Source organism: Streptococcus oralis subsp. oralis (assembly GCF_002096435.1).
GTDB classification, from domain to species: domain Bacteria; phylum Bacillota; class Bacilli; order Lactobacillales; family Streptococcaceae; genus Streptococcus; species Streptococcus oralis_AA.
In genome coordinates this window covers 429,923-444,486 of sequence record NZ_NCUI01000024.1, presented here as the reverse complement: position 1 = coordinate 444,486, position 14,564 = coordinate 429,923, and the positions used below count along the sequence as shown (strand labels likewise).

Here is a 14,564-nt window from a genome sequence, read left to right as displayed (position 1 = left end):
TCATTAGGTTATTGGATCTATACTTACTATATTATAGCATGGTTTTAGGGATTTAAAAAGAGGTGTTGAGAGTCGAGAAATTTTCTTAATATTGAAATTATAAAAAATAATACTACTGTAGTCCATGCTCCAGCAGTATTATTTATTATTTTATAGAAAATTCTATTCCCACTCAACGGTTGCAGGTGGTTTACTTGTAATATCGTAGACGATACGGTTAACGTGATCCACTTCATTTACGATACGTACAGAAATCTTTTGAAGGACTTCCCATGGAATCTTAGCGAAGTCAGCTGTCATACCATCGATAGAAGTGATGGCACGAATAGCAATCGTGTAGTCGTAAGTACGACCGTCACCCATAACACCGACTGAACGAACGCCTGTGTTGACAGTGAAGTATTGCCAGATATCACGATCAAGGCCAGCTTTAGCGATTTCTTCACGCAGGATAGCATCAGACTCACGAACAGTTTCTAGTTTTTCTTCAGTGATTTCACCCATGACACGAATAGCAAGTCCTGGTCCTGGGAATGGTTGGCGCCATACGATGTGGTCTGGCATACCAAGTTCTGTACCGAGGGCACGGACTTCGTCTTTATAAAGAGTGTTCAATGGTTCAATCAATTCAAACTGCATGTCTTCTGGAAGACCACCCACGTTGTGGTGTGATTTGATGGTTTGAGCAGTATCTGTACCAGACTCAATCACGTCAGTGTAAAGCGTTCCCTGAGCAAGGAATTTCACATCTTTTAGCTTGCTTGCTTCGTCATCAAATACATAAACAAACTCGTTTCCGATGATTTTACGTTTTTGTTCAGGGTCAGAAACACCTGCAAGTTTATCAAGGAATCGTTTAGCGGCATCTGCCTTGACGATATTCAACCCAAACTTACCACCAAGCATGTCCATAACTTGGTCTGCTTCCCCTTTACGGAGAAGACCGTGGTCAACAAAGATACAGATCAATTGATCGCCGATTGCTTTCTGGAGAAGAACGCCAACGACAGAAGAGTCAACACCACCTGATAGGCCGAGAAGAACACGCTTGTCACCTACAGTCTCACGGATTTTCTTGATCTGCATATCGATAAAGTTGTCCATTGACCAGTCGCCTTTAGCCTGACAGATGTTAAGGGCAAAGTTGCGAAGGATATCATTCCCGTATACAGAATGGCGAACTTCTGGGTGAAATTGGATACCATAGATGTGCTTTTCAGGGTTTTCAATAGCTGCATAAGGACAGTCAGCAGAAGTACCAGTACGAACAAAATCAGCTGGAATCTCTGTAACAGCATCGCCATGGCTCATCAAAACAATCTGTTCTTCAGGAGTTCCTTCAAAGAGGGCAGAAGTGGTATGGGTAAGTGGTGATTGACCATACTCACGGTTACCAGCATCACTAGCAGGGACAACTTTTCCTCCAAGTTTATGAGTTAAAAGTTGCATACCATAGCAGATTCCCAAAATTGGAATGCCAAGTTCAAAAATTTCTGGGTCAATATCAAATGAACCATCTTCGTATACAGAGTTTGGTCCACCAGAGAGGATGATCCCTACAGGGTTAATCGCACGAACCTCTGCGGCTGAGATTTTATGACTTTTTAACTCTGAAAAAACACCAATTTCACGAATACGGCGTGAAATCAGCTGGTTGTATTGGCTACCGTAGTCCAGCACGATGATTTTTTCGACATCTTGCAAGTCAGTTGAAATGTTGCTCATCTTTTTCCTTTCTCAAAAGAAATATCTTTTTCAATATTCTATCACAAATAGGGGCGAATTACCAACTAAACAAGGCGAAGTTTGACTTTTTCTTAGCAAATACGGTACAATGGAGAAAATAAAGAAAAGAAGTGAGAATCATGTTACCAGCTTATATGAAAATCCACGATCAGATCAAGAAGGATATAGATGAGCATCATTGGAAAATCGGAGAGAGACTTCCAAGTGAGCGAGATTTAGCTGAACAGTTTCAAGTTAGCCGGATGACATTACGCCAAGCTATCTCTCTCTTGGTTGAGGAAGGAGTTTTGGAGCGTCGTGTAGGAAGTGGGACTTTTGTCTCTAGCACTCGTGTCCAAGAAAAAATGCGGGGTACAACCAGTTTTACGGAGATTGTCAAATCTCAAGGTAAAGTCCCTTCTAGTCAGCTCATTTCTTACAGAAGAACTATTCCAAATGAACAAGAGGTCGCAAAGCTAGGGATTACTCCGACAGAGAATATTATCCGTATGGAACGGGTGCGTTACGCTGACCAAGTTCCGCTAGTCTATGAAGTCGCATCCATTCCTGAGAAATTTATTAAGGATTTCAAAAAAGAAGAAATCACTAGTCACTTCTTTCAAACCTTGCAGCAACATGGTTACCGGATTGGCAAATCCCAACAGACCATTTATGCGAGATTGGCTAAGGAAAAGATTGCTCACTATCTAGAAGTCGAAAAGGGGCATGCCATTTTAGCCTTGACTCAGGTCTCTTATCTTGAAGATGGGACAGCTTTTGAGTATGTAAAGAGTCAATACGTGGGTGAACGCTTTGAATTTTATCTTGAAAATAACTAGTCTAGAAAGGCTAGTTTTTTGTTTTAGGAAAGATTAGAATTGTCAAAACAATCTGTCTAGGCTTGATTTTATCCATTATTTACTATAAAATGAGAAGGAAAAACGTCAAACTTTTATATTGCAAATAGGAGAAAAAATGACAAAAACATTAAAACGTCCTGAGGTTTTATCACCTGCAGGAACTTTAGAGAAGCTGAAGGTAGCTGTTCAATATGGTGCGGACGCAGTATTCATCGGTGGACAGGCCTATGGTCTTCGTAGCCGTGCTGGAAACTTTACCTTTGAACAGATGGAAGAAGGAGTCCAGTTTGCTGCTAAGTACGGTGCCAAGGTCTATGTGGCTGCTAACATGGTTATGCACGAAGGAAACGAAGCTGGTGCTGGAGAATGGTTCCGTAAGTTGCGCGACATCGGGATTGCCGCAGTTATAGTGTCGGATCCAGCCTTGATTATGATTGCAGCAACCGAAGCACCAGGTCTTGAAATCCACCTTTCAACCCAAGCAAGTGCGACGAACTATGAAACTCTTGAGTTCTGGAAAGGACTTGGTCTAACTCGCGTGGTTTTGGCCCGTGAAGTTTCAATGGAAGAATTGGCAGAGATTCGCAAACGTACAGATGTTGAGATTGAGGCCTTTGTCCATGGAGCCATGTGTATTTCCTACTCAGGTCGCTGTACGCTATCAAACCACATGAGTATGCGTGATGCCAACCGTGGGGGCTGTTCTCAGTCTTGTCGTTGGAAATACGATCTTTATGACATGCCCTTTGGTCAAGAACGTAAAAGTCTGAAAGGTGAAATCCCAGAAGAATTTTCGATGTCTGCCGTTGATATGTCTATGATTGACCATATCCCAGATATGATTGAAAATGGCGTAGACAGTCTCAAGATTGAAGGCCGTATGAAATCTATTCACTATGTTTCAACTGTGACCAACTGTTACAAGGCGGCTGTAGATGCTTATCTCGAAAGTCCTGAGAAATTTGAAGCCATCAAACAGGACTTGGTAGACGAGATGTGGAAGGTTGCTCAACGTGAATTGGCAACAGGTTTCTACTATGGTACACCTACAGAAAATGAACAGTTGTTCGGTGCGCGTCGTAAAATCCCTGAGTACAAGTTTGTAGCTGAAGTGGTTGCGTATGATGATGCGACTCAAACGGCAACCATTCGTCAACGGAATGTCATCAACGAAGGCGATCAAGTTGAGTTTTATGGACCAGGTTTCCGTCATTTTGAGACTTATATCGAGGATCTTCATGATGCCAAGGGCAATAAAATTGACCGCGCCCCAAATCCAATGGAACTCTTGACCATCAAGGTTCCACAACCTGTACAAGCAGGTGACATGGTCCGCGCTCTCAAGGAAGGTCTTATCAATCTTTATAAGGAAGATGGAACTAGCGTTACAGTTCGTGCCTAGAGAAGGAAAAGTGAATGAATCAAGCTCAAGGTTTGTTAGTTGATGATGAAGGCAGATGTATTCATTACCATGCTGAAAAGGACATCGTTTCCCTCCAGTGTTATGAGTGTAAAAAATACTATGCTTGTTATCAGTGCCACAATGCTATGGAAACGCATTTGTTTTCGCCCTATCCCTTGGTGCTTTCTGAGGATCGACCGATCTTATGTGGGGGTTGTAAGAGGACAATGACTTTCCAAGATTACCAAAAACAGATGGCTTGTCCTTACTGCAGTGCACCATTTAATCCAGGTTGTAAACAACACTATTCCTACTATTTTAAATAAACTGAATCGATCCAAGTTCTAAACTTGGATTTTTCAGTTTGTTTCAGAAAATAGAGTAAAATCAAGAAAAACACGCAATCTAAAATGGAAAAACTTTTTATAAAATAGTGTAAAAATAGCAAAAATAGAAATATATCATCTGAAACGCTTTCAACGTAAGTAAAAAGTTGACAAATCAAAATTTTAGGACTAAACTAAGTAAGTAAATTTTAAATAAAAGGAGAATTCATCATGAATTTAACATTTTTCGGTCTTTGTCTTGCCTGTATGGGTGTATCTCTTGCAGAAGGTATGTTGATGAACGGTTTGTTCAAATCAGCAGCTCGCCAACCAGACATCATCCCACAATTACGTAGCTTAATGATCATGGGGATTGCCTTTATTGAAGGAACGTTCTTGGTTACCCTCGTCTTTTCATTCGTCATCAAATAGACAAATGGAACGAGAAGAAAAGGGAGGATTCTAGATGGAAGAAAGTATCAATCCAACCATCAATATTGGTCCTGTTACCTTTGATTTAACCATGTTAGCCATGACCTTGTTGATTGTGGGAGTTGTTTTTGGCTTTATCTATTGGGCAAGTCGCAATATGACTTTGAAACCCAAAGGAAAGCAAAATGTACTTGAGTATTTCTATGACTTCGTTATTGGATTTACAGAACCTAACATTGGTAAAAGCTACATGAAAGACTACTCGCTCTTTTTCCTTTGTCTATTTCTATTTATGGTACTGGCAAATAACCTCGGTTTGATGGCGAAACTTCAAACTACAGATGGGACAAACCTTTGGACATCGCCAACTGCAAATCTCCAGTTTGACTTGGCCTTGTCATTTGGAATTATCCTGATGACCCATATTGAAGGGATTCGTCGCCGTGGGATTAAAAAATATCTAAAAGCCTATATCACACCTGGCTTTATGACTCCCATGAATATCTTAGAAGAGTTTACCAACTTTTTATCACTTGCCTTGCGGGTGTTCGGAAATATCTTTGCTGGAGAAGTGATGGCTAGTTTGCTAATCACTCTATCTCATCAAGCTCTATATTGGTATCCAGTTGCTTTTGGTGCTAACTTGGCTTGGACAGCCTTTTCTGTCTTTATTTCCTGCATCCAAGCCTATGTGTTTACCATGTTGTCTTCTATGTACTTAGGAAATAAGATAAATGATGGAGAAGAGTAGAAAGGAGTAACAGATGCACGTAACAGTAGGTGAATTAATTGGTAACTTTATTTTAATCGCTGGCTCTTTTATCCTTTTGATTGTCTTAGTTAAGAAATATGCGTGGTCAAACTTGACAAGTGTCTTCGAAGAAAGGGCAAATAAAATTGCTGCTGATATTGATGGAGCTGAACAAGCTCGTCAAAAAGCAGAAACTCTTGCTCAAAAACGCGAAGATGAATTGGCTGGTAGTCGCAACGAAGCCAAAACAATCATTGAAAATGCTAAAGAGACTGCAGAGAAGAGTAAAGCAGATATTCTGGCAGATGCTAAAGTAGAAGCAGGTCGCTTAAAAGAGAAGGCGAATCAAGAAATTGCTCAGAATAAAGCTGAAGCTTTGCAAAGTGTTAAGGGCGAGGTGGCAGATTTGACGATTAGTCTCGCTGGTAAAATCATCTCAAAAAACCTTGACAGTCATGCTCATAAGGAACTCATTGATCAGTATATCGATCAGCTAGGAGAAGCCTAATGGACAAGAAAACAGCAAAGGTAATTGAAAAGTACAGCATACCTTTTGTCCAATTAGTGATTGAAAAAGGAGAAGAGAACCGGATTTTTTCAGACTTGGATCAAATCAAGAAAGTCGCAGAAGAAACGGGCTTACCTTCTTTTTTAGCTCAGGTGGCAGTTGATGAGTCTGATAAGGAAAAAACAGTTGGTTTCTTTCAAGACTCTGTCTCACCTTTAATGCAAAACTTTATTCAGGTTCTGATTTACAATCACAGAGCAAATCTTTTTTATGATATCATTGTTGATTGTTTGAATCGTCTTGAAAGAGAAACCAATCATTTTGTAGTCACGATTTCCTCAGCTCATCCTTTAACAGATGAACAGAAGGAACGTTTGCTTCCCTTGATAGAGAAAAAAATGTCTCTGAAAGTACGGAGTATTAAAGAACAAATTGATGAAGGACTCATTGGTGGTTTTGTTATTTTTGCTAATCACAAGACAATTGATGTGAGTATAAAACAACAACTTCGAGTTGTTAAAGAAAATTTGAAATAGAAAGTGGTGTTCTTTTGGCAATTAACGCACAAGAAATCAGCGCTTTAATTAAGCAACAAATTGAAAATTTCAAACCCAATTTTGATGTGTCTGAAACAGGTGTTGTAACCTATATCGGGGATGGAATTGCGCGTGCTCACGGTCTTGAAAATGCCATGAGTGGAGAGTTGTTGGTCTTTGAAAACGGCTCTTATGGGATGGCGCAAAACTTGGAGTCTACAGACGTTGGGATTATCATCCTTGGAGACTTTACAGATATTCGTGAAGGTGATACGATTCGCCGTACAGGTAAAATCATGGAAGTACCTGTGGGGGACAGCCTAATCGGACGTGTTGTCGACCCACTTGGTCGTCCAGTTGATGGTATTGGTGACATCCATACTGACAAAACTCGTCCAGTAGAAGCGCCAGCTCCTGGCGTTATGCAACGTAAGTCTGTATCAGAACCATTACAAACAGGTTTGAAAGCTATTGATGCCCTTGTACCGATTGGTCGTGGTCAACGTGAGTTGATTATTGGTGACCGTCAGACAGGGAAAACAACTATTGCAATTGATACAATCTTGAACCAAAAAGAGCAAGATATGATCTGTATCTATGTAGCGATTGGACAAAAAGAATCAACAGTTCGTACGCAAGTAGAAACACTTCGTCAGTACGGTGCCTTGGACTACACAATCGTTGTGACGGCTTCTGCTTCACAACCGTCTCCATTGCTTTTCCTAGCTCCTTATGCTGGAGTAGCTATGGCGGAAGAATTTATGTACCAAGGGAAGCATGTTTTAATTGTTTATGATGATCTTTCAAAACAAGCAGTCGCTTATCGTGAACTTTCTCTCTTGCTTCGTCGTCCACCAGGTCGTGAGGCCTTCCCAGGGGATGTCTTCTACCTTCACAGCCGTTTGCTTGAGCGCTCAGCCAAAGTTTCTGACGAGCTTGGTGGTGGATCAATCACAGCCCTACCATTTATTGAGACGCAAGCAGGAGATATCTCTGCCTATATCGCAACCAACGTGATTTCAATCACAGATGGACAAATCTTCCTTGGAGATGGACTCTTTAACGCAGGTATTCGCCCAGCTATTGATGCGGGTTCATCTGTATCTCGTGTAGGTGGTTCTGCTCAGATTAAAGCCATGAAGAAGGTTGCTGGTACTCTTCGTATCGACCTTGCTTCATACCGTGAGTTAGAAGCCTTCACTAAGTTCGGTTCGGACTTGGATGCGGCTACTCAAGCTAAGTTGAATCGTGGTCGTCGTACGGTAGAAGTATTGAAACAACCTGTTCACAAGCCTTTGCCTGTTGAGAAACAAGTGACGATCCTGTATGCTTTGACACACGGATTCTTGGATACAGTTCCTGTAAATGACATTGTTCGTTTTGAGGAAGAGTTCCATGGCTTCTTTGATGCACAACATCCAGAGATTTTGGAAACCATTCGTGAGACAAAAGACTTGCCAGAAGAAGCAGTCTTGGATGCTGCGATTACCGAGTTTCTCAATCAATCCAGCTTCCAATAAGAATAGAGGTGTCAGATGGCAGTATCTCTAAATGATATTAAAACAAAAATCGCCTCAACCAAGAATACTAGTCAAATCACCAATGCCATGCAAATGGTATCAGCTGCTAAGTTAGGTCGATCTGAAGAAGCAGCTCGAAACTTTCAAATATACTCTCAAAAGGTTCGTAAACTCTTGACAGATATCCTTCACGGAAATGGAGCTGGTGGTTCAAACAATCCTATGTTGATTAGTCGTCCAGTTAAAAAGACAGGCTATATTGTCATCACTTCGGATCGTGGTTTGGTTGGAGGCTACAATGCTTCCATCCTTAAAACTGTTATGGAGTTGAAAGAAGAATATCATCCAAATGGAGATGACTTTGAAGTCATTTGTATTGGTGGTATGGGAGCTGACTTTTTCAAGGCTCGTGGCATTCAACCAATCTATGAATTACGAGGCTTGGCTGACCAACCTAGCTTTGATGAAGTTCGTAAAATTATTTCAAAAACGATTGAAATGTATCAAAATGAACTTTTTGATGAATTGTACGTCTGCTACAATCACCACGTTAATACGCTCACAAGTCAAATGCGTGTAGAGCAAATGCTTCCGATTGTAGACCTCGATCCAAACGAAGCAGACGAGGAGTATAGCTTGACATTTGAGTTGGAAACAAGCCGAGAAGAAATTTTAGAACAATTGTTGCCACAGTATGCTGAAAGTATGATTTACGGGGCTATTATCGATGCCAAGACAGCTGAAAATGCCGCAGGTATGACAGCTATGCAGACAGCGACTGATAATGCCAAGAAAGTCATCAATGATTTGACAATCCAGTATAACCGTGCCAGACAGGCGGCGATTACACAAGAAATTACAGAAATTGTAGCAGGTGCTAGCGCCTTAGAATAAGGCTTTAGTCCAGCTCGTATGAAAATGAACTTATACTCAATAAAAATCAAAGAGCAAACTAGGAAGCTAGCTGTAGGCTGTACTTGAGTACGGTAAGGCGACGCTGACGTGGTTTGAATTTGATTTTCGAAGAGTATTAGGACCTAGTTGAGCTAGGAACCGATAGTATCTTATATAGAATAGGAGAAGGAGATGAGTTCAGGTAAAATTGCTCAGGTTATCGGACCCGTTGTAGACGTCTTGTTTGCAGCAGGGGAAACACTTCCTGAGATTAACAATGCACTTGTCGTCTACAAAAATGACGAAAGAAAAACAAAAATCGTCCTTGAAGTAGCCTTGGAGTTGGGTGATGGTATGGTCCGTACTATCGCAATGGAATCAACTGATGGTTTGACTCGTGGAATGGAAGTTTTGGACACAGGTCGTCCAATCTCGGTTCCAGTAGGTAAAGAAACTTTGGGACGTGTCTTCAATGTTTTGGGAGATACCATTGACTTGGATGCTCCTTTTGCTGAAGACGCTGAGCGTCAGCCAATTCATAAAAAAGCTCCAACTTTCGATGAATTGTCTACCTCTTCTGAAATTCTTGAAACTGGGATTAAGGTTATCGACCTTCTTGCCCCATACCTTAAAGGGGGGAAAGTCGGACTCTTCGGTGGTGCCGGAGTTGGTAAAACCGTCTTAATCCAAGAATTGATTCACAATATTGCCCAAGAACATGGTGGTATTTCCGTATTTACTGGTGTTGGGGAACGTACCCGTGAGGGGAACGACCTTTACTGGGAAATGAAAGAATCAGGCGTTATCGAGAAAACAGCCATGGTATTTGGTCAGATGAATGAACCACCAGGAGCACGTATGCGTGTTGCCCTTACTGGTTTGACCATCGCCGAATACTTCCGTGATGTAGAAGGCCAAGATGTGCTTCTCTTTATCGACAATATTTTCCGTTTCACTCAGGCTGGTTCAGAAGTATCTGCCCTTTTGGGTCGGATGCCTTCAGCCGTTGGTTACCAACCAACACTTGCAACGGAGATGGGTCAATTGCAAGAGCGTATCACGTCAACTAAGAAGGGTTCTGTAACCTCAATCCAGGCTATCTACGTGCCTGCGGATGACTATACTGACCCTGCGCCAGCAACAGCCTTCGCTCACTTGGATTCAACGACTAACTTGGAACGTAAGTTGGTACAGTTGGGGATTTACCCAGCCGTTGACCCACTTGCTTCAAGCTCTCGTGCCTTGGCACCTGAGATTGTTGGTGAGGAGCACTATGCTGTAGCTGCGGAAGTTAAACGTGTTCTTCAACGTTACCATGAATTGCAAGACATCATTGCTATCCTTGGTATGGATGAACTCTCTGATGAAGAAAAAACCTTGGTTGCGCGTGCCCGCCGCATCCAGTTCTTCTTGTCACAAAACTTCAACGTTGCGGAGCAATTTACTGGCCAACCTGGTTCGTATGTACCAGTAGCGGAAACGGTTCGTGGCTTTAAGGAAATCCTTGAAGGGAAATATGACCAGCTACCAGAAGATGCCTTCCGTGGTGTCGGTTCAATCGAAGACGTCATTGCTAAGGCAGAGAAAATGGGATTTTAAGAGGTGACCTATGGCTCAGTTAACTGTCCAGATCGTGACACCAGATGGCCTCGTCTATGATCACCATGCCAGCTTTGTATCGGTTCGAACTCTGGATGGTGAGATGGGGATCTTGCCACGACATGAAAATATGATTGCGGTTTTAGCGGTTGATGAAGTAAAGGTAAAGCGAATCGATGATGATACTCATGTAAACTGGATTGCAGTGAACGGAGGGATTATCGAGATTGCCAATGACATCATTACCATTGTAGCTGACTCAGCAGAGCGTGCTCGTGATATCGATATCAGTCGTGCGGAACGTGCCAAACTTCGCGCCGAACGAGAAATCGAAGAAGCCCATGAAAAGCATTTAATAGACCAAGAACGACGTGCTAAGATTGCTCTTCAACGTGCCATTAACCGTATTAATGTTAGAAATAAACTATAAAAAATGAACTTGAAACTCAAGTTCATTTTTTTATCTTAGTTAGAAACAATGATGCAAACTGCTTCTGGGACATGGAAGTCGTTAGAAAGCTCTGCAAGACGACCAGTTTCAGGATTGCGCTTAAAGACGGTTGCGTTATCAGAATCTTGATGAACAGCAATGAGAAACTCTTGATCAGGACTCAGGTCGAAATCACGTGGATTTTTACCATGGCTTGGTACAATCTCTAATAATTCCAAGCTACCATCAGCGAGGATTGTATAGACCGCAATGGAATCATGACCTCGGTTGGATGCGTAGAGGTATTTGCCATCTTTTGAAAGACGAATGGCAGCAGTAGCATTAAAGCCTTCGTATCCATCTGGTAAGGTTGAAATAACTTGCATGCGTTCAAATTCACCAACTCCATCATAAATCAAGACCTCTATCGTGCTATTAAGTTCGCAGATGAGATAGGCAATCTTATAGTGGTGGTGGAAAACGATGTGGCGTGCACCTGCTCCAGCTTGGCTGTGATAAGTATAGAGTTTACTTAGTTTTCCTTCTGGACTAACATCGTAGGTTGTTACTTCATCTGTTCCTAGATCACAAGTGACGAGGTACTGGTCAGGTGTTAGATCTGTAAAGTGTACATGTGGGGAAGTTTGGTTTTCATGAGGACCTTGTCCACTATGCTGATCTAGATCCGTTTGGATGAGGCTACCATCTGCTTGACGTTTATAAACCAGAACTTGACCTTTATGATAGTTGGCCCCATAAACGAGACCACGCTTTTCATCCACTGCCACATAACAATGGGGAGCGCCTTCTTCAACCACATGATTTAGCAAAGCACCATCTGTCTTATATGCAGCGATTCCACCTAAGCCATCCTGGCTCCCTACAGTGTATAAGTGTTGCTGTTGGTCAAAGGCAAGGTAGGTTGGACTTGGTTCAGCAGCAAAGAGTTCAAGATTTTCAAGCTGGCCTGTTTCTGTATCAAAATCTGCCTTGTAAATCCCTTTAGATAAGCGACGAGTGTAAGTTCCAAAATAAACAGTTTCTTTCATGTCCATACCTCTTAATAATGATAAGTTCATTATACCACAAAATGGCAGTCATGAAGCACTAGATTCATCCATGTAAGCACTTTAAAAAAGAGTTATTTTAGTCTAAAAATGGTATAATGAGAGAATGACAGAAAGGATGTATTTATGGAACATAAAGAGAAACATTTTAGCCTATCTTGGTTTTTTAAGTGGTTTTTAGATAATAAAGCCATCACTGTATTTTTAGTAACCTTGTTACTGGGGCTAAACATTTTTATTCTAAGTAAGATTAGTTTTATCTTTTTACCAGTTTTGGATTTTCTAGGAGTTGTCATGTTGCCAGTTATTTTATCTGGTTTACTTTATTACCTCCTCAATCCGATTGTTGACTGGATGGAGAAGCACAAGATCAATCGTGTCCTTGCCATTAGTATTGTTTTTGTTATTATTGGACTCTTTATCATTTGGGGGCTGGCAGTCGCAATTCCTAATCTGCAACGTCAAGTCTTAAATTTTGCGAAGAATGTGCCGACATACCTGGAAGATGCTGATAAGGTGATCAATGACCTTGTAACCAAACGCTTGCCAGATGATTTTAGACCACAGTTGGAGCAGGTTCTTTCCAATGTTTCTAGTGAGGCGACTATGTGGGCCAGCAAAATCTCTTCTCAAGCTGTTAACTGGGTTAGCGCCTTTATCAGTAGCGTTTCCCAGGTCATTGTAGCGGTTATTATCGTACCCTTCATGCTCTTTTATCTTTTGAGAGATGGGAAAGGCTTGCGGGATTACCTAACTAAATTCATCCCAAACAAGTTAAAAGAACCTGTCGGACAAGTTTTGTCAGATGTTAATAAACAGTTATCAAACTATGTTAGAGGGCAGGTTACAGTTGCTATTATCGTGGCAATTATGTTTATTATCTTCTTTAAGATTATTGGTCTCAGATATGCTGTAACTCTGGGGATCACGGCTGGTATCCTTAATCTAGTACCTTATCTAGGTAGTTTTCTAGCGATGTTGCCTGCTTTGGTTTTGGGCTTGATAGCAGGACCTGTGATGCTTTTGAAAGTGATTATTGTCTTTATTGTTGAACAAACGATTGAAGGTCGCTTCGTTTCTCCGCTTATTTTAGGTAGTCAGCTAAACATCCATCCCATCAATGTCCTCTTTGTTCTCCTAACTTCAGGGTCTATGTTTGGTATTTGGGGAGTCTTGCTGGGAATTCCTGTCTATGCCTCCGCTAAGGTGGTTATTTCTGCTATCTTTAACTGGTACAAAAAGGTCAGCGGTTTGTATGAAGAAGAAGGGGAGGAAATCAAGAGTGAACAATAGTCAACGCATGCTCCAGGCTTTGGATGAACAGGATTTAAGTAAAGCAGATCAGTATTTTCGCAAAGCGCTTGAAACTGATTCAACCGAAGTTCTCTACGAATTAGCAAGCTATCTAGAGGGAATTGGCTTTTATCCTCAAGCAAAAGAAATTTACCAACATATCGTTACAGAATTTCCAGAAGTGAATCTGAACCTAGCAACCATTGCTAGCGAGGATGGAAATGTTGAGGAAGCCTTTGTTTACCTTGAGGAAATCACACCTGATAGTGATTGGTATGTATCAGCTTTGGTATTGAAAGCAGATCTCTATCAGTTGGAAGGATTGACGGATGTGGCGCGTGAAAAGTTGCTGGAAGCTCTGAACTACTCAGAGGATCCACTCTTAATCTTCGGTTTGGCAGAGTTGGATAGCGAGCTAGAAAATTATCAGGAAGCTATTCAGGGTTATGCTCAATTAGACAATCGCTCTATCTATGAGCAAACGGGTATCTCAACCTATCAGCGAATTGGCTACGCTTATGCTCAGTTAGGTAAGTTTGAAGCTGCAACTGAATTCTTAGAAAAAGCTTTAGAATTAGAATACGATGACCAAACTGCCTTTGAACTGGCTAGTCTTTACTTTGACCAAGAAGAGTATCAAAAATCTGTTCTTTACTTTAAGCAGATTGATACCATTTCACCTGATTTTGAAGGATATGAATATGGTTATAGTCAAGCTTTGCATAAGGAACATCAGGTGGAAGAGGCCCTTCGTATCGCTAAACAAGGTTTGGAGAAAAATCCATTTGAAACTCGGCTCTTACTAGCTGCTTCACAGTTTTCGTATGAATTGCATGATCCTAGTGGTGCTGAGCAGTTTCTTCTTACTGCAAAAGAAGATGCAGAGGATACAGAAGAAATTTTCCTTCGCCTTGTAACCATTTATATGGAAAAAGAGCGGTACGAAGATATCATCGCTCTCCAAAGTCAAGAACCTGAAAATCTCCTTACTAAGTGGATGATTGCTCGTTCTTACCAGGAAATCGAGGATTTAGATAAAGCTCATGAGCTCTATCAAGAATTGTCATCTGACCTTAAGGACAATCCAGAGTTTCTGGAGCAATATACTTATCTCTTGCGTGAATTAGGGTATTTCGAAGAAGCCAAGACGCAAGCAGAAGCATATTTAAAACTAATTCCAGATGATGTTCAGATGCAAGAACTCCTGGAAATACTTTAAAC

15 protein-coding genes are annotated in these 14,564 nt (G+C 41.3%); 13 read left to right on the top strand and 2 right to left on the bottom strand.

Annotated features, from left to right (window positions below):
• Positions 1-162: 162 nt before the first annotated feature.
• Complete coding sequence (gene guaA, locus B7723_RS05715) at positions 163-1,725, bottom strand: glutamine-hydrolyzing GMP synthase (protein WP_000065703.1); 1,563 nt, start codon at positions 1,723-1,725, stop codon at positions 163-165.
• 140 nt (positions 1,726-1,865) lie between these two features.
• On the opposite strand from guaA, the gene B7723_RS05710 reads away from it, so the two are divergent.
• From B7723_RS05710 to B7723_RS05660, 11 genes are all read left to right on the top strand, one after another.
• Positions 1,866-2,564 carry a GntR family transcriptional regulator gene (locus B7723_RS05710; protein WP_000936178.1) on the top strand — a complete coding sequence of 233 codons (699 nt, stop codon included), beginning with the start codon at positions 1,866-1,868 and terminating at the stop codon, positions 2,562-2,564.
• A 136-nt stretch (positions 2,565-2,700) separates the two neighbouring features.
• Positions 2,701-3,987, top strand: coding sequence for a peptidase U32 family protein (locus tag B7723_RS05705; protein ID WP_084849598.1), 1,287 nt, complete (start codon positions 2,701-2,703; stop codon positions 3,985-3,987).
• Between the two features lie 14 nt (positions 3,988-4,001).
• A complete protein-coding gene (locus B7723_RS05700; RefSeq protein WP_084849599.1) occupies positions 4,002-4,313 on the top strand; it encodes a CHY zinc finger protein in 312 nt (103 codons plus the stop codon).
• A gap of 231 nt (positions 4,314-4,544) precedes the next feature.
• Positions 4,545-4,745, top strand: coding sequence for a F0F1 ATP synthase subunit C (locus tag B7723_RS05695; protein WP_001054556.1), 201 nt, complete (start codon positions 4,545-4,547; stop codon positions 4,743-4,745).
• 34 nt (positions 4,746-4,779) lie between these two features.
• Positions 4,780-5,496 carry a F0F1 ATP synthase subunit A gene (gene atpB / locus B7723_RS05690; protein WP_000392869.1) on the top strand — a complete coding sequence of 239 codons (717 nt, stop codon included), beginning with the start codon at positions 4,780-4,782 and terminating at the stop codon, positions 5,494-5,496.
• Positions 5,497-5,509: 13 nt separating this feature from the next.
• On the top strand, positions 5,510-6,004 hold the full coding sequence (gene atpF / locus B7723_RS05685) for a F0F1 ATP synthase subunit B (protein ID WP_000558543.1): 495 nt from the start codon (positions 5,510-5,512) through the stop codon (positions 6,002-6,004).
• Positions 6,004-6,540, top strand: a complete 537-nt coding sequence (locus B7723_RS05680; protein ID WP_084849600.1) for a F0F1 ATP synthase subunit delta — start codon at positions 6,004-6,006, stop codon at positions 6,538-6,540. The genes atpF and B7723_RS05680 overlap by 1 nt, the downstream gene beginning before the upstream one ends.
• A gap of 14 nt (positions 6,541-6,554) precedes the next feature.
• A complete protein-coding gene (gene atpA, locus B7723_RS05675) occupies positions 6,555-8,060 on the top strand; it encodes a F0F1 ATP synthase subunit alpha (RefSeq protein ID WP_084849601.1) in 1,506 nt (501 codons plus the stop codon).
• Positions 8,061-8,075: 15 nt separating this feature from the next.
• The gene (locus tag B7723_RS05670; RefSeq protein WP_084849602.1) at positions 8,076-8,954 is read left to right on the top strand and encodes a F0F1 ATP synthase subunit gamma; all 879 of its coding nucleotides are present in this window, start codon (positions 8,076-8,078) and stop codon (positions 8,952-8,954) included.
• 192 nt (positions 8,955-9,146) lie between these two features.
• Positions 9,147-10,553 carry a F0F1 ATP synthase subunit beta gene (gene atpD / locus B7723_RS05665; RefSeq protein WP_049536478.1) on the top strand — a complete coding sequence of 469 codons (1,407 nt, stop codon included), beginning with the start codon at positions 9,147-9,149 and terminating at the stop codon, positions 10,551-10,553.
• A gap of 10 nt (positions 10,554-10,563) precedes the next feature.
• Entirely contained in the window at positions 10,564-10,983 is a 420-nt protein-coding gene (locus B7723_RS05660) for a F0F1 ATP synthase subunit epsilon (protein ID WP_000068035.1), read from the top strand.
• A 35-nt stretch (positions 10,984-11,018) separates the two neighbouring features.
• On the opposite strand, the gene B7723_RS05655 is transcribed toward B7723_RS05660, so the two are convergent.
• Positions 11,019-12,032: a lactonase family protein gene (locus B7723_RS05655; RefSeq protein ID WP_084849603.1), complete on the bottom strand. Its 1,014-nt coding sequence runs from the start codon at positions 12,030-12,032 to the stop codon at positions 11,019-11,021.
• A gap of 144 nt (positions 12,033-12,176) precedes the next feature.
• Here B7723_RS05655 and B7723_RS05650 point away from each other — a divergent pair, with 144 nt between their 5' ends.
• Positions 12,177-13,343: an AI-2E family transporter gene (locus B7723_RS05650; RefSeq protein WP_000400294.1), complete on the top strand. Its 1,167-nt coding sequence runs from the start codon at positions 12,177-12,179 to the stop codon at positions 13,341-13,343.
• Positions 13,333-14,562, top strand: coding sequence for a tetratricopeptide repeat protein (locus B7723_RS05645; RefSeq protein WP_162279212.1), 1,230 nt, complete (start codon positions 13,333-13,335; stop codon positions 14,560-14,562). The genes B7723_RS05650 and B7723_RS05645 overlap by 11 nt, the downstream gene beginning before the upstream one ends.
• Positions 14,563-14,564 lie beyond the last annotated feature (2 nt).